Raw genomic sequence first — 16,068 nt, 5'->3', positions numbered from 1 at the left:
CCAGGCCCCCCGGATCAGGCCGGATGCCGGCGGGCAGGGCCGGCCGGGAAGGTCAGAGCCAGCCCTTCTCGCGGGCGATGCGCACCGCCTCGGCGCGGTTGCGGGCGGCCAGCTTCTGGATGGCCGTCGAGAGGTGGTTGCGCACGGTCCCCTGGGACAGGTGCATCCCGGCCGCCAGTTCGGCGTTGGTCGCCCCGTCCGCCGCCGCCCGCAGCACCTCGCGCTCCCGGCCGGTCAGGGGGTTGGCGCCGTCCGCCAGGGCCGCGGCCGCCAGGGTGGGGTCGATGACCCGCTCCCCCGCCAGCACCCGGCGCACCGCGTCGGCCAGCTGTGCCGCCGGGGCGTCCTTGACCAGGAAGGCCGAGGCGCCGGCCTCCATCGCGCCGCGCAGGTAGCCGGGCCGGCCGAAGGTCGTCAACACCACGATCTTCAGGGCGGGCAGGGCCTGGTGCAGCTCGCGGGCCGCCTCGATGCCGGTCTTGCCGGGCATCTCGATGTCCAGCAGCGCCACGTTGACGTCGTGGCTGCGGGCCGCCGCCAGCACCTCGTCCCCGCGTGCCACCTGGGCCACCACCTCGACGTCCGGTTCGAGGCCGAGGAGCGCGGCGAGGGCCTCCCGGACCATCGACTGGTCCTCCGCGAGGAGGACTCGGACGGGTGCGGCGGTCATGAGCCCGATCCCAGGGGGGTGAGCGGGATCCGGGCGGCGAGGGTGAAACCCCCGCCCGAGGGCCCGGCGGACAGCGTCCCGCCCGCCGCGGCCAGCCGCTCCGTCAGCCCCGCCAGGCCGCTGCCCGGTACGACGGCCCCCGCGCCCGGCCCGTCGTCCGCCACCGCCAGCTCCAGTTCGGGACCGGCCGGGGTCTGGCGGGCGGCCAGCCGCACGCTGCACCGGCGGGCACCGCTGTGCCGGACCACGTTGGTGACGGCCTCCCGGAGCGCCCAGGCCAGCGCCGACTCGGCCTCCTCCGGCAGTTCGGGCAGCTGCGGGTCCGCCGGAAGGTCCGCGACGATCCCCGCGGCGGCCAGGGCGGTGCGCGCACCGGCCAGTTCGCCCGGGAGGGTCGGCCGCCGGTAGCCGCTGACCGCCTCGCGCACGTCGGCCAGCGCCTGCCTGCCGACCTTCTCGATGTCCGCGACCTGTGCGGCCGCCTTCTCGGGGTGGTCCGGCAGCATCCGCCCGGCCAGCTCGCTCTTGAGGGTGATCAGCGAGAGGGAGCGGCCCAGCAGGTCGTGCAGGTCCCGGGCCAGCCGCAGCCGTTCCTCGTTGGCGGCCAGCCGGGCCACCGTGGCCCGCGCCTGACGCAGTTCGAGGGTGGTGCGCACCATCTCCCGTACGCCGATCACCGCGAAGCCGCCGAGGAGCGCGGGCACCACCAGGCCGGCCAGGTAGTAGCCGCCCGCCGGCACCGAGAGGGCGGCCAGGACGAGCAGGACGGTCGCGCCCGGCACCGTCCAGTGCGCCACCCGGGCCGGCAGGGCGGCGCCGGACGCGATGGACACGTAGACGAACAGCACCAGCCACTCCCGTCCCAGGCACACCGACAGCACCAGGGCCTGCGCGGCCAGGACGCCGACGGAGGCCATCAGCCGGGGCGTGCTCGCCCGGCGGCGGGTCCTGAGGAGCAGGACCAGGCACCAGGCTATGAAGGCGGCCAGGCCCAGGCAGCCGAGGATCCGCACGCCGGTGCTGTGCCCGCCGGCGACCAGGTCGGAGACGGGCGCGCCGAGGTAGAAGAGCCAGACCGAGGTCCAGAGGACCTTGACGACCGTCTGGCGGCGGTTGCCGGACGGTTCGCCGAGGCCGGCCAGGACACGTGCTTCCGGGCCGGGCACGGTGTGTACGCGGGTGGTGTTCACGGCCTCAGTGTGTCCTTGCGGTAGAGCCGGGCCGCGCCGTCCGCGGAGACCGCGAAGTGGGCGGCGCGGACCGCGAGGTCCCTCGCGTCTCGAAGCTCGCCCCGGGGGCGGCAGTGCTCCGCACGGTCGTCGTCATGCCCCAAGACTCGCCCGCGGCGGGGTGCCGGCGGCAGTGTCGCGAGTCGTGGGTCCGGCATGACGGATGTCATGGGCGGGACCGTGACGGTGCGGCGGGCCGGGGTGCGGCGGGCGGGGAGCGGCGGGCGGGGAGCGGGGAGCGGCGGGCGGGGGGGCGGCGGGCCGGGCTCCGGTGCGGGACCCGTCGGCGGCGCCCGGATGTGCGAGGGCCCCCGCCGGTGTTCCGGCGGGGGCCCTCTGACCGTCGGGGCCCCTCTGGCGCGGAGGGGCGTCGCGGGTCAGCTCGGGTCGAGCTCGATCTCGGCCGTGCGCTCGGCGGCGGTCTTGCCGCGCAGGGCCTGCCGCAGCACGCCGACCACGTCCTCCGGCTTGACCGGGGTCTTCTCGCCGGTGCCGCGGGTGATCAGCACACCGTCGAAGGTGTCCCCGTACAGCTCCTTGAGGGCCACCAGGTCGTACGTGTCGACGAGCTTGCCGTCCACCGCCTTGACGCCGAGGATCTTCGGCAGCGACAGGGCGGGGCCGAACGGGATCGACTTGCCGCCGGCCTTGACGATGACCTTGCCGGACATCGCGGGCTCGGCGAACTCCTTCATCATGCGGTCGAGTTCGGCCTGGTCGATGACCGGCTCCTTGCTGGTGACCGGGAGGTCCACGGCGGGGGCGCGGCCGGTCTCCAGCTGCTTGCGGTACGCCTGCTCCACGGCGGCCATCGACTTGTCGACGTCGAGGGCGTTGCCGGCCTTGCCGGGGACGGCGGTGACCTTGTTGGGCTCGAACTTGATGGTGCCCTCGACCACCGAGCCGGAGCCGCCCGCGAGGTCCTCCAGGGCGACCTGGAGCTTCTCCTCGTCGACGTGGACCACCGGATCGGCGGCGCGCTCGTTGCCGAACAGCGAGCCGATCACGGAGAGCGGGTTGTAGTCGCTGCCCTCGGCGTTGCGGACGGTGGTCTGGCTGTCGAGGCTGAGCCCGGCCTTCTCCGGCTTGAGCTCGACCTGCCGGCCGCCGACGGTGAGCTGGATCGGCACGGTGGCCCGGCCGCCGAAGGCCTGCTGCATCTTGCCGAGCGCCTCCTCCTTGCTGCCGCCGATGTCCACGCCCAGCACGGTGGTGCCCTTGGGCACGTCGGAGTGGTTCAGCAGCAGGCCGGCACCGTAGGCGACGCCGAGCAGGGCGACCGCGCCGGAGCAGGCCAGCACCAGCTTCGAACCGCCCTTGCGGGCGGCCGCGGCCTTCTTCGGCTGGGGCACCGGGCGCCGGGGCGCGGCGGCGGGGCTGCTCAGGCCGGGGCTGTCCGTACCGGGCCCGCCGGGGCCGGGCCGGCCCGGTGCGGGGGTGGCCGGACCGGGGCCGGCGGCCGGGCCCTGCGGGAACGCGGGGGCGTCGTAGGCCGGGCGGTCGAAGGCCGAGGTGTCGACGGCGGAGGTGTCGAAGCCGGGGGCGTCGAAGCCGGGGTTCTCGACGGCGGGCGCGCCGGGCTGCGGCATGGGCGGTACGACCGGCAGCGCGCTGGTGGGCGCGTCGTCGCCGAGGTCGGGGCCGGGCCACTGCGGGGTGAACGCACTGGTGTCGTCGTCGAGGCGGGGCGCGACCGGCATGGTGCCGAGGCCGGGCCCGGTCGTCGGGCCGGCGGGCCGGTGCGGGGCGCCGTCGCGGGGACCGCCCTGCGGGTACGCGCTGCCCGCGCCGGGAGCCGGGGGCGGGAAGCCGTGGCCGCCGGCCGGGGCACCTGCTCCGGGCCCGCCGGGGGCCGCGGGGGCACCCGGGGCGCCGGGCCCGCCGGGGCCGAAGCCGTTGCCGGCCGCCGGAGCCGCGGGGGCACCGGGGCGGAAGCCGTTGCCGGCGGGAGCGCCGGGGGCGGCGGGAGCGCCGGGGGCGGTGGGGGCGCCGGGCCCGCCGGGGCCGAAGCCGTTGCCCGCCGCCGGGCCGCCGGGGCGGTTGCCGGGCGCGCGGGGCGGCGTACCCGGGGCACCGGCCGGGGCGCCCGTGGGGGCGCCGGCGCCGAAGGCACCCGCGCCGCGCGCGGCCGGGCCGCCGGGGGCACCCGGTCCGCGGCCGACGGGCCGCTGGGGCAGGCCCGCGCGGGGGCCGCCGGAACGCTGGCCCGGTCCCTGTCCGTTCATGTCCGCTCCCCCGTTGTCCGGGCCCCCCGCAGGGGACCCGGCAGCCGGGGCCGTGCCCGGTCCGGGGAGGGCGGGGCGGGACGCCGGAGGCGGGGTCACGCCCTTGCGCGGGGCGAACCAGCCGCTCGCGGGCTCCGGCTTGGGCGCCTCCGCCGCGGCCGGGGCCGCGGGCGGCTCCTCGTGCTGCGACGCCGCGGGGGCGGGCTCCGGTTCCGCCGCGGCGTCCTCGGCGGCGACCGGTGTGCGGACGACCACGGGCGGGATGGGCCGCGAACCCGGGATGTTGATCCGGATCCGGGTCGTCAGCGTGGTCTCGGTCTTGGGCTCGTCCGGTTCCAGGGAGGACGGCGCGGGCTTCGAAGTCATCGTTTGCTCCTCCGGAGCGTTCGCCCCGGTGTCCGTGGCCGGATTCTGGCGGGATCCGTACGGCGGCGTACCCGAGGGGTAGGCGGCTCCGCCGCGCCCCTGGGGCCCGGAGGACGAACTGTCAGTTTCACGACTCAAGGCAGGTTCTCCCGGTTGGCTCCGCCGCCCGTCGTACCGTGCGCGGGCAGCTCGGCGGCGCCGTCCACCATACTGGCCACCGCCGGAACGCAACTGTCCGCATGTGGCAGCCCGGTTCCGGCGTACGCCCCCGGGGCCGCACGGGCGCCGTTCTCACAACCCCCGGACGGGTTCCCGGCGTCGGCCCGAACGGCACGTCACCTGCCGGACCCCGCGGCCGGAACGGTTCGTTCCGCCGGCGGACGGAGGGTGGCGCAGATCACAGCGGCGACGATTCCACCCAGCATGTAGACATACGTGCTGATTCCGGCAACGAAGACGGCGTCGCCCTCGGGCCGCGGCGTGGACAGCAGCAGGAAGGCGACGAACCAGCCGGCGGCCGCGGCACCGGTGCCGAGCACGCCCCCGGTGGCGATCCGCCCGCCGAGGAAACAGCCGAACGTGCCGAGCAGGGCGAGCAACAGCCCGCCGGGGAACCAGGCGTCGACGACGAGGGCGCCCGCGAGCCCGGTCACCAGGCCGGCGACGAACAGGGCGAGGGCGGCGGCGATCCGGCCGGGCATCGAGGTCACCCGTCCACCCCTGCGAAGAGGTCGTGCTCGCGCTCGCCGGCCGGGACGCCCGGGACACCCTTGACCAACTCGTAGTACTCGGTGGCGAACAGCGGCTGCGCCAGGTCGTTGGAGAGGGCGAAGAACGGGCCGTCGACGGCGATCTGGGTGACGTGCGCCCGCATCGCGGCGGCCTTGGCGGATCCGTACGCGTCCGCGGCGATCTCGGCGGTGATGCGCGAGTCGTCCACGACGCCCGGAACGTCCTCGACGGTCGCGATACCCGGGAAGGGCGATTCCTCGCCCTTCGCGTGCAGCCGTTCGAAGCCCTCCTCGACCACGGAGCGAGGGATGCGGTTCCAGTAGATCTTCCGGATCTCGTGCGGCTCGCCGAGGTCGCGGCGGAAGGCCTTCTCCGCGGCGAGTTCGGCGGCCCGCATGGCGACGCGGTGCGCCTGGATGTGGTCGGGGTGCCCGTACCCGCCGTTGGGGTCGTACGTGACCATGACCTGCGGACGGACCCGGCGGATCACCTCGACCAGGTACGGCGCGGCGTCGTCGACGTCGGTGTTCCAGAAGGCGCCGGGGCGGCGGTTCTGGGGGACGCCCATCATCCCGGAGTCCCGGAAGCGGCCGGGGCCGCCCAGGAAGCCGTGGTCGGTCACGCCGAGTTCGGCCATGGCCGCCGCCAGCTCGTCGATCCGGTGCCGGCCGAGGGTGTCGTCCCGGTCGGCCGCCAGGTGGGCGAGCTCGGGCGGGATGACCTCGCCCTCCTCCCCCAGGGTGCACGTGACCAGGGCGACGTGCGCCCCCTCGGCCGCGTACTTGGCCATGGTGGCGCCGTTGTTGATCGACTCGTCGTCCGGGTGCGCGTGCACCAGGAGCAGGCGGCGGGCGGGAAGACCGTTCATGGGGGACAGACTACGAGTCCCGGACTAGAACTTCAGGCCACCGATCATGCCCGCCACATTGGAGGTCAGTTCGCTGATGGTGGGAGCGATGGACGAGCTGGCGAGGTAGAACCCGAGCAGCACGCAGACAAACGCGTGTCCCGCCTTCAGGCCCGCTTTGCGGACCAGCAGGAAGACGACGATCGCCAGCAGCACCACCGCCGAAATCGAGAGTGCCACGGCGGTTCACCTCCACATGTGTTCGCGTACCCGGACGGCTTGTCAGCGTTCTCAACGTGCTCACCCTGCCCGCCGGCGCGCGCGACGGACAGCACTTGGCGGAGTCATACCCACCGTGCGCTACGGATCATAACTTTCCGTGCGAACGCATCCTTCGGAGCACGGGTGCACGAGGGGGCGCATGGCTCCCGCCGGACGGGGGCGCGTGGTTGCGTGGGAGGGCGTGCGGATGGCCGGCCGGGGACCGAAGTCTCCCGGCCGGCCGACGGCACCCGCACGGCCGTACGCTGTCCAGCCTGTCTCGTTCACATATCGGTGTTGCGACAGTGAAGTTGCCTGCTTGTTAACGAAGTTGATGGGTATTTATCGCCCATGTCAGCACAGCCTGACGCTTCGTCAAGCACTGTACGGCGGCGATCGGAAATCCCTTTGCTCAAGTTGTGGCGCCCGGCCCGGTCCGGCGCGCCGGCCCCCTTGACTGGCCCCCCGCCACTGATGAGAGTTCCGCTCAATTCCCACACAGAGCGCGGGGGCTTCACTCGATGACCAGTCCTTCCCAAGCCAAGGCGGGCTCCTCCGGGACTCCGCCGCCGCTGGACCCCCTCGCGAAGATCGATCCCGCGGAGGCCCGGGAGCTGACGGGACGTTCACCCGGACAGCTGATGTGGCGCCGGTTCCGCCGCGACCGGGCGGGGATGGTCTCCGCGTACGTGGTGCTCTTCTTCTTCGCCGTCGGGCTGCTCGCGCCGGTGATCTCGAAGCTGTACGGCAAGAACCCCTACACCGTCTGGGCCGACGAGCGGATGGAGCTGTTCGACAGCGCCGGGACGCCCATCGGCCCCAACGGCGGGATGAGTTCCGAGTTCTGGTTCGGCCTGGAGCCGGGCAACGGCTACGACGTCTTCACCAAGCTGCTCTACGGCATCCGCACCTCGCTCATGATCTCGCTGGCGGTGACGCTGGCGACCGTCCTGACCGGCATCCTGCTCGGCGTGGCCGCGGGGTACCTCGGGGGCCGGACGGACTACTGGATCGGCCGGCTGATCGACCTCCTGCTGGCCTTTCCCGCGCAGCTGTTCTTCATCGCGTCGATGCCCGTGGTCGTCTCGCTCTTCGTGGACCCGCAGGACGAGACGCCGACGTACGTCCGGGTGGTCGCGCTGATCGCCGTGCAGTGGTTCCTGGGCTGGATGGGACTGGCCCGGCTGCTCCGCGGCACCACGCTCACCCTGCGGGAACGCGAGTTCATCGAGGCCGCCAAGGTCAGCGGCGCCTCACCGTGGCGGATCATCCGGAAGGAGATCCTGCCCAACCTCGTCACACCGATCCTCGTCCAGGGCACCTTCATGCTGCCCAACTTCGTCACCGCCGAGGCGGGCCTGTCCTTCCTGGGCGTGGGCGTCGTGGAGCCCACCCCGGACTGGGGCGCGATGTTCGCGAAGGCGGCGTCCGTCTACGAGGTCGATCTGACGTACATGTTCTTCCCCGGCATCGCGATGATCGTCTTCATCGTGGCGTTCAACCTGCTCGGGGACTCGGTCCGGGACGCCTTCGATCCCAAGGCCGCGCGCTGATCACCGCCAGGCACATCCCCTCGACGACGGACGGATAGGTGGAAGCATTGACTCCTCAGGGTGGACGCAGAGCGTACGCCGCCATCTCGGCGGTCGCGGCCGGAGCACTCGCGCTCACGGCCTGCGGCGGGGGCGGCGCGGGCGGGGACAAGAACGACGGCAAGAAGGACAGGGAGAACGCCCAGCGCCAGCAGGCGCAGATCAAGTTCGGCGACGAGGCCGCGTCCACCGGTCCGGCCGCCCCCGTCGCGGGCGCGAAGACCGGCGGGACCGTCTCCGTGCTCCAGCGCGACAGCTACGCGCACCTCGACCCGGGCAACATCTACGTGTCCGACGAGCAGTCCCTCGCGTCGCTCATCCACCGCGGTCTGACCGGCTACAAGGCCGACGCGACGGGCAAGGGCCACACCATCGTCGGCGACCTCGCCACGGACAGCGGCACGCCCTCAGACGGCGGCCGGACGTGGACGTACACCCTCAAGGACGGCATCAAGTTCGCCGACGGCACCCCGATCACCTCCAAGGACTTCCGCCACACCTTCGAGCGGCTGTTCTCGCAGGTGATCACCGAGGGCCCGACCTTCATCCAGCAGTGGCTGGCCGACAAGCCGGGCGCCGAGTACCGCAAGCTGCTGCCGGACGGCCCGTACGAGGGCGCCCACCTGCCCGCGACGGTCCTGGACACCCCGGACGACAAGACCGTCGTCTTCCACTTCAAGCAGCCGAAGGGCGACCTGCCCTACGCGCTCGCGATGTCCGGGTACAGCGTGGTCTCGGCCAAGGGCGACACGCAGAAGGCGTACGACAAGGCGCCGGTCACCACGGGCCCGTACCGGATCAAGGAATTCAAGGCCGACAAGTCCATGACGCTCGTGCGGAACGAGAACTGGGACCCGAAGACCGACCCGATCCGCAACGCGTACGTCGACCGGTTCGACATCACCTTCAACCACCAGTACGAGGACTCCAGCCGTCGCCTGATCGCCGACACCGGCGAGAACAGGACCGCGGTCAGCTTCAACAACCAGGTGGACGCCGCCAACCTGGCCAAGGTGAAGGCAGACGCCGGCCTCAAGGCCCGCTCGGTCGACGGCTTCCAGCCGTACGTCGGCCAGATGAACATCAACCTGCGCAAGCCGGAGCTGAAGGACATCAAGGTCCGCAAGGCCATCGCCTACGCGCTCCCGGTCTCCCCCTTCATCCGCGCCTACGGCGGCGACGACGCCATGGCCATCGCCGGCGGCCTGATCTCCCCGACCGTCAGCGGCTACCGCGAGTCCGACCCGTTCGGCAAGAAGGCCAAGCCGGCGGGTGACCCCGAGAAGGCCAGGAAGCTGCTGGAGGAGGCCGGCAAGGCCGGCATGAAGCTGACCTTCGGCTACATCAACACCCCCGAGGGCCAGCAGTACTCCAACGGCATGGCGGAGGGCCTGAAGAAGGCCGGCTTCGACGTCCAGCGCCAGGAGATCCCGAAGGACACGTACTACGACGTCGTCAGCAAGGTGAACAACAAGTACGACATCTTCCACACCGCGTGGGGCGCCGACTGGCCCTCCGCGTCCACGGTCATCCCGCCGCTGTACGACGGCCGCCAGATCCAGGACGGCGCGCAGAACTACTCGCAGGTCAACGACCCGCGGGTGAACGCGGACATCGACCGGATCAACGGCATCACGGACGCCGCGAAGGCCGCGACCGAGTGGAACAAGGTCAACGAGTACCTGCTGACCGAGGTGGTCAACGTGGTGCCCACCGGCTACTACAAGCAGGTCCAGATCGCCGGCTCGGGCATCGGCGGCGTCGTCTACGACGACGTCCTCGGCGGCATCGACCCGCGCAAGCTCTTCGTCAAGTAACCCTCACCGACCGGCCCTCCGGTCCGTCCGCCCGCACGCGACCCGTGCGGGCGGCGGTGCCGGGCGCCCCGCCGCCGCTGCTGAGAGCTGCCCACACCCATGCTGCGATTCCTCCTGCGCCGTACCCTCGGCTCCGTCGTGATCCTGCTGCTGATCAGCGTGTTCACGTTCTTCCTGTTCTTCGCCATCCCGCACGACCCGGCCCTCCTCGCCTGCGGCAAGACCTGCACGCCGGACGCGCTCGCGGTGATCCACAAGAACCTGGGCATCGACAAGCCGGTGCCCGTGCAGTACTGGGAGTTCCTCAAGGGGCTGTTCATCGGCCGCCAGTTCGACCTGGGGCCCTGTCCCGCCCCCTGCTTCGGCTACTCGTTCTCCAAGAACGAGCCGGTCTGGGAGCTGCTGCTGGACCGCTTCCCCGTCACGCTGTCGCTCACGGTCGGCGCGTCGGTGTGCTTCCTGCTGGTGGGCCTGGGCACGGGCATGGTCTCCGCCTGGAAGCGCGGCACGCTCGCCGACAAGGTGTTCAGCGGTGGCTCGCTGGTGCTCAGCTCGATGCAGATCTACTTCCTCGGCCCCATGGCGCTCGCGGTCTTCGTCTTCCAGACCGAGCTGCTGCCCCAGCCGAAGTACACCGACTTCACCGAGAACCCCGTCGCCTGGTTCACCGGCCTGCTGCTGCCCTGGGTGATCCTGTCGACGATCTTCACCGGCAACTACACCCGCATGGCGCGCTCCACGATGGTCGAGCAGCTCCAGGAGGAGCACGTGAAGACCGCCCGCGCCAAGGGCATGTCGAGCCGGTACGTCTTCTTCCGCTACGCCTGGCGCGGCTCGCTGGTCCCGATCGTCACAATCTTCGGCATCGACCTGGGCTCGCTGCTCGGCGGCGCGATCATCACCGAGTACACCTTCGGGCTCACCGGCATCGGCAACCTCTCGGTGCGCGCCGTCACCGACTCGGACCTGCCGCTGCTGCTGGGCGTGATGCTCTTCGGCGCCGCCATGATCCTGCTCTTCAACATCATCGTGGACGCCCTGTACGCGTTCATCGACCCGCGCGTGCGGCTGGCCTAGGAGATGCTCCGTTGACGACCCTGACCAAGGAAGCGGGCGGTGCCGCACCCGCCGCCCCGGGGCCCTTCCTGTCGGTGCGCGACCTGTACGTCCGGTTCACGACCGAGGACGGCGTCGTCAAGGCGGTCGACGGACTCTCCTTCGAGCTGGAGCGCGGCCGGACCCTCGGCATCGTCGGCGAGTCCGGCTCCGGCAAGTCGGTGACCAACCTGACCGTGCTGGGCCTGCACGACCCGCGGACCACGGAGGTCGCCGGCGAGATCGTCCTCGACGGGCAGGAGCTGACCGGCGCCCCCGAGCGGACGCTGGAGAGGCTCCGCGGCAACAAGATGGCGATGATCTTCCAGGACGCGCTGACCGCCCTGTCGCCGTACTACACGATCGGCCGCCAGATCGCGGAGCCGTACCGCAAGCACACCGGCGCCTCCCGGCGGGAGGCGTGGGCGCGGGCCGTGGAGATGCTCGGCAAGGTCGGCATCCCGCACCCCGAACTGCGGGCCCGGGACTACCCCCACCAGTTCTCCGGCGGCATGCGCCAGCGCGCGATGATCGCGATGGCGCTGGTCTGCGACCCGGACCTGCTGATCGCCGACGAGCCGACCACCGCCCTGGACGTGACCGTGCAGGCGCAGATCCTCGATCTGCTGAAGGACCTCCAGCAGGAGTTCGGCACCGCGATCGTCTTCATCACCCACGACCTCGGGGTCATCGCGAACACCGCCGACGACATCCTGGTGATGTACGGCGGCCGGGCCGTCGAGCGCGGTCCGGTCCGCGAGGTGCTCCGGGCGCCCCAGCACCCGTACACCTGGGGCCTGCTCGGCTCGATGCCCCGGCTCGGCTCGGACGTCGGGACCGCGCTGAGCCCCATCCCGGGCAGCCCGCCGAGCCTGCTCAGCCCGCCGTCGGGCTGCGCGTTCCACCCGCGCTGCGCCTTCGTGCGGGAGGCGGGCGGCGGGCGCTGTACGGACGTACGGCCCGAGCTGCCGGAAGGGCGCGGCAGCGCCTGCCACCTGACGCCGGAACAGAAGCAGACCCTCTTCGTCGAGCAGATCAGGCCCCGGCTGGTCCAGGGCCGCACCGGGAGCCGCACGTCATGAGCGAAGAACCGAACCTGCCCGCGCAGCGCGGCGCGGACGGCGGGCCCGCCGGCGAGCCGCTGCTGACCGCGACCGGGCTCACCAAGCACTTCCCGATCATGGGCGGCTTCCCCTTCAGGCGGCGGGTCGGGGCGGTCCAGGCCGTCGACGGCATCGACCTGACCGTGCACGCGGGCGAGGCCTTCGGGCTGGTCGGCGAGTCGGGCTGCGGGAAGTCGACCACGGGCCGGCTGCTGACCCGGCTGCTGGAACCGACCGGCGGCACGATCTCGTACCGGGGGCGGGACATCACGCACGCCGGCCGCAGGCAGCTGGCGCCGATCCGCTCCGAGATCCAGATGATCTTCCAGGACCCGTACTCGTCGCTGAACCCGCGGCAGACGGTGGGCACGATCATCGGCGGCCCCATGGAGATCAACCGGATCGACCCGCCGGGCGGCCGCGAGCGGCGGGTCCGCGAGCTGCTGGAGACGGTGGGCCTGAACCCGGAGCACTACAACCGCTTCCCGCACGAGTTCTCCGGCGGCCAGCGCCAGCGCATCGGCGTGGCCAGGGCGCTGGCCCTGGAGCCGAAGCTGATCGTGGCCGACGAGCCGGTCTCCGCGCTGGACGTGTCGATCCAGGCGCAGGTGGTCAACCTGCTCCAGGACCTCCGGCGGGAGCTGGGCATCGCGTTCCTCTTCATCGCGCACGACCTGGCCGTCGTACGGCACTTCTCGCAGCGGATCGCGGTGATGTACCTCGGCAAGATCATCGAGGTGGGCGACCGGGACTCGATCCACACCCGGCCGCGCCACCCGTACACCCACGCCCTGCTCTCGGCGGTCCCGGAGGCGGTGCTGACCGACGAGGAGGAGCACGCGGGCCGCGAGCGGATCCGGCTGGCCGGCGACGTCCCCTCGCCCGTCGCACCTCCCTCCGGCTGCCGGTTCCGCACCCGGTGCTGGAAGGCGCAGGACCGCTGCGCGGCGGAGGAGCCGCCGCTGGTGCGGATCGAGGGGAACCGGGAGGGCCACCTGACGGCCTGCCACTTCCCGGAGGACCCTGCGACCACCTCCCGGGCCGAGGAGGTCGTCCTCGACCCCGCCCTCGCTGCGGCGGAGGACCGGACCGGCCCGTAGGCGGAATCGGGCGTACCTGTGGAGATCGTTTTCACCGCGTGCGAGGGTGGCCCGATGCGCGCCAACCCGGCGGTGACCGCCGCCCTGCTGCTGCTCGTCGGGCTCACCGCCTGTGCGGGGCCGACCGCCACCGGGGCCGGGGTCGATGCCCGGGCCGGGGCGACGCCGGCATCGGGCCCCCGGAAGCCCGTCGTGCCGAGTCCGCCTCCTCACACGCCGAGCGTGCGGCCGTCGTTCCCCGCGCCCGACCGCCCCGCGCCCACGGGCCCGCCGCCGGCGCCCGACTCGTTCCGGATCGCCCGGAAGCTCGACGCCTCGACGGCCGCGGCAGCCGTCGAGGGCCGCGAGTACACCGTGGCCTACACCTCGCGGGACAAAGCCGGGGACGGCACGGACGTGAACGGGCTGGCGCTGACCGAGGACGGCCGGCTGCTCGTCACGGCCAACCCGACGCCGCGTGGGGAGTACGAGGCGCCGGTCGAGATCGGGCAGGGCCGCGTCGGCACGGAGGACGCCGACGGGCACCGCCTGCTGCCCGCCACCGAGGACACGGCCTGCCGCACCCCGCGCCGGGCGCCGGTCTCGGCGCAGGAACACGAGGGTTCCATGGTGTGGGCGGAGACGTCGCAGCCGACGTGGATCAACCGGGGTAACGTGGACTGGTGCGTCTTCCTGCGCGGCCCCGGCGGGGCGGTGCGCCTGCTGGAGGACTCGGGGGGCCGCGTCGGCTCGTACCAGGACGGCGACCCGGAGGTGACGCTCGGCGGCGGTCGGGCGTACTGGAGTACGCCCCGGACCGTCTCGCCCGACGACGGGCAGGCCACCGGCCCCGGCAAGATCATGATGAGGCCACTGGACGGGAGCGGGGAGACCGAGACCGTCGCCGAGCGGGCCAGGATGCCCCGCGCCACGCCCGACGGCCGGCTCTTCTACGCACGCACGCACGACACCGACCCCACCGTGCCCGAGAACCGGTACGAGATCCACGAGCGCGGCACCGACGGGCAGGTCCGGCTGGTGGCATCCGGCGGCCTCGCGACGGGCCAGCGGCTCGACGCCCTGTCCGTGGCCGGTCCGCGCGTCGCCTGGCTGGTCTCCGGGCGCCGCAGCCGATTCGGCGACCTGCCGGGCACGATCCGCGTGCTGGACACCCGGACCGACCGGGCGGTGGCCGTCACGCTGCCCCAGGACTACGCCGACCGGCCCGTCGACCTCCAGCTCACCGAGGACCGCCTGGTATGGGGCCGGCCCGAGTCCCGGGACTCCCCGGCCGCGTACGTGTACGAGTTCCTCGGGGGCGCCCTGTGGAAGCTGAGCACGCGCGATCCGGCCCACGCCCACGTCCTGGACCGCTACGAAGCGGTCTTCGCAGCAGGCCCGTACCTCGCCTGGGCGCTGGGCCGGAACGGTGACGGCGGCATCAAGGACCGGGCCGCCTACCGCGTCGTCCGCTGGAACTGACCCTCCCCGGAGCGGTCAGGCGTGGACCACCTTGCCCGGGTTCAGGAGGTTCTTCGGGTCGAAGAGGCGCTTGAGGCCGCGCTGGAGCTCCAGGGCGGTGGGGTCGAGTTCCCTGGTGAGCCAGTCCCGCTTGAGCGTGCCGATGCCGTGCTCCCCCGTCGTCGTGCCGCCGAGGGCGAGGCCGGCGGCCACGATGTCGTCGTAGGCGGCTCTGGCGCGGCGGGTCTGGCCGGGGTCGGCGCTGTCGAAGACCACCGTGGGGTGCAGGGTGCCGTCCCCGGCGTGGCCGACGGTGTAGACGCGCAGCCGCTGGCGGGCCGCGATGTCCTCGACGGTGGCGATGAACTTGGGGAGTTCGGAGCGCGGCACGGCCACGTCCTCCATGAACAGGGTGGCCCTCCCCGGGAGCCGGGCGGCCTGGGCCTGGAGCGCCGGGGCAACCATCCGGCGGACCTCCGCGATCCGTACCGACTCGGCCCCGTCGGCCGCCACGACGACCTCGACGCCGCCGGTCCTGCGACACAGCCCGGCCATGGCGGCGAGTTCGGCGGCCGGGTCCGGGCCCTCGCTCTCGACGATCAGGGTGGGGCCGCCGGGGCCCATCAGGGGGTGGCCCAGTTCGGCCACGGCCTGCGAGGTGGCCCGGTCGAGGAGTTCGAGCGCGGAGGGCGTGTGCCCGTGCGCGGTGATCGCGGCGACCGCGTCGCCCGCGTCGGTGAGGCCCGGGAAGCGCGCGAGCAGCGCGCGGGCCGGGGGCCGGAGCGGACGCAGGGCGAGCGTGGCCCCGACGACCACGGCGAGGGTGCCCTCGGAGCCGACGACCAGCCGGGTCAGGTCGTAGCCCGCGACGCCCTTGGCGGTCTCGCGGCCGGTGCGCGTGCGGCGGCCGTCGGGCAGGACGAGGTCAAGGCCGAGCACGTAGTCGGCGGTGACCCCGTACTTCACGCAGCAGACCCCGCCCGCGTCGGTCGCGATGTTGCCGCCGATGGTGCAGCGGTCCCAGGAGGCCGGGTCGGGCGGGTAGCTCAGGCCGTGCGGGGCGACGGCCTCGTTGAGGTGCTTGGTGACGACGCCGGGTTCGCAGCGCACCAGCCGGTTGGCCGGGTCGATGGCGAGGATGCGGTCCATCCGCGTGGTGGAGAGCAGGACGCAGCCGTCGACGGCGTTGGCGGCGCCGGCCAGCCCGGTGCGGGCGCCCTGCGGCACGACGGGGACGCCGAGTTCGTAGCAGGCGCGCAGGATGTGGGAGACCTGCTCGGGGGTGGTGGGCAGGGCGAGGAGGGCGGGTGAGCCCCGGTCGGAGAAGGGGGCCGCGTCGTGGGAGTGGGCGGCGAGCTGGACCGGGTCGGTGACGAGCGCGTCGCCGGGGAGGTGGGGCAGCAGCGCTTCGAACAGGGCGGCGTGCGGGAGGTGGGACATGCCGGGGCCTTCCGTGTGGGTGCGGAGTTCCGGGCGTTACGGGACGTTCTGCACGGTCGTGATCAATGCAGCACGCTCCGTGGATCTTGGCAAAGTCCCCGCGCGGGAGCCCCGGGCCTGCTACGGGGTCGCCGCCCGCCCGGTGCGGGCA

General features: G+C 73.0%; 13 protein-coding genes. 6 read left to right on the top strand and 7 right to left on the bottom strand.

What is annotated here, in order from left to right; genetic code table 11:
• Positions 1-52: 52 nt before the first annotated feature.
• The 6 genes from ACIF6F_RS12435 to ACIF6F_RS12410 all read right to left on the bottom strand — a co-directional run bounded on the left by ACIF6F_RS12435 (position 53) and on the right by ACIF6F_RS12410 (position 6,309).
• A complete protein-coding gene (locus ACIF6F_RS12435; protein ID WP_399944989.1) occupies positions 53-670 on the bottom strand; it encodes a response regulator in 618 nt (205 codons plus the stop codon).
• Complete coding sequence (locus ACIF6F_RS12430) at positions 667-1,860, bottom strand: sensor histidine kinase (protein ID WP_399944986.1); 1,194 nt, start codon at positions 1,858-1,860, stop codon at positions 667-669. Before ACIF6F_RS12430 ends, ACIF6F_RS12435 begins: the two co-directional genes overlap by 4 nt.
• Before the next feature lie 416 nt (positions 1,861-2,276).
• Complete coding sequence (locus ACIF6F_RS12425; RefSeq protein WP_399944984.1) at positions 2,277-4,490, bottom strand: peptidoglycan binding domain-containing protein; 2,214 nt, start codon at positions 4,488-4,490, stop codon at positions 2,277-2,279.
• Between the two features lie 335 nt (positions 4,491-4,825).
• On the bottom strand, positions 4,826-5,191 hold the full coding sequence (locus ACIF6F_RS12420; protein WP_399945557.1) for a DUF6113 family protein: 366 nt from the start codon (positions 5,189-5,191) through the stop codon (positions 4,826-4,828).
• A gap of 5 nt (positions 5,192-5,196) precedes the next feature.
• On the bottom strand, positions 5,197-6,090 hold the full coding sequence (mshB, locus tag ACIF6F_RS12415) for an N-acetyl-1-D-myo-inositol-2-amino-2-deoxy-alpha-D-glucopyranoside deacetylase (protein WP_399944981.1): 894 nt from the start codon (positions 6,088-6,090) through the stop codon (positions 5,197-5,199).
• 24 nt (positions 6,091-6,114) lie between these two features.
• Positions 6,115-6,309, bottom strand: a complete 195-nt coding sequence (locus tag ACIF6F_RS12410; RefSeq protein WP_399944978.1) for a hypothetical protein — start codon at positions 6,307-6,309, stop codon at positions 6,115-6,117.
• Positions 6,310-6,851: 542 nt separating this feature from the next.
• Between ACIF6F_RS12410 and ACIF6F_RS12405 the strand changes: the two genes are divergently transcribed.
• The 6 genes from ACIF6F_RS12405 to ACIF6F_RS12380 all read left to right on the top strand — a co-directional run bounded on the left by ACIF6F_RS12405 (position 6,852) and on the right by ACIF6F_RS12380 (position 14,498).
• A complete protein-coding gene (locus tag ACIF6F_RS12405) occupies positions 6,852-7,883 on the top strand; it encodes an ABC transporter permease (RefSeq protein WP_399944975.1) in 1,032 nt (343 codons plus the stop codon).
• Between the two features lie 47 nt (positions 7,884-7,930).
• A complete protein-coding gene (locus tag ACIF6F_RS12400; protein ID WP_399944972.1) occupies positions 7,931-9,739 on the top strand; it encodes an ABC transporter substrate-binding protein in 1,809 nt (602 codons plus the stop codon).
• Between the two features lie 99 nt (positions 9,740-9,838).
• The gene (locus tag ACIF6F_RS12395) at positions 9,839-10,816 is read left to right on the top strand and encodes an ABC transporter permease (protein WP_399944969.1); all 978 of its coding nucleotides are present in this window, start codon (positions 9,839-9,841) and stop codon (positions 10,814-10,816) included.
• Positions 10,817-10,827: 11 nt separating this feature from the next.
• A complete protein-coding gene (locus ACIF6F_RS12390) occupies positions 10,828-11,916 on the top strand; it encodes an ABC transporter ATP-binding protein (RefSeq protein WP_399944967.1) in 1,089 nt (362 codons plus the stop codon).
• Positions 11,913-13,037 (top strand): ABC transporter ATP-binding protein, encoded by a 1,125-nt coding sequence (locus ACIF6F_RS12385; RefSeq protein ID WP_399944964.1) that lies wholly within the window; start codon positions 11,913-11,915, stop codon positions 13,035-13,037. Before ACIF6F_RS12390 ends, ACIF6F_RS12385 begins: the two co-directional genes overlap by 4 nt.
• Positions 13,038-13,091: 54 nt before the next feature.
• Positions 13,092-14,498, top strand: coding sequence for a hypothetical protein (locus ACIF6F_RS12380; RefSeq protein ID WP_399944962.1), 1,407 nt, complete (start codon positions 13,092-13,094; stop codon positions 14,496-14,498).
• Between the two features lie 15 nt (positions 14,499-14,513).
• Here ACIF6F_RS12380 and ACIF6F_RS12375 read toward each other — a convergent pair whose 3' ends face one another.
• Positions 14,514-15,917, bottom strand: coding sequence for an FAD-binding oxidoreductase (locus ACIF6F_RS12375; protein ID WP_399944959.1), 1,404 nt, complete (start codon positions 15,915-15,917; stop codon positions 14,514-14,516).
• Between the last annotated feature and the right edge of the window lie 151 nt (positions 15,918-16,068).

Source organism: Streptomyces sp. NPDC086023 (genome assembly GCF_044540325.1).
GTDB lineage: Bacteria > Actinomycetota > Actinomycetes > Streptomycetales > Streptomycetaceae > Streptomyces.
This window is presented reverse-complemented; position numbering and strand designations above follow the sequence as displayed.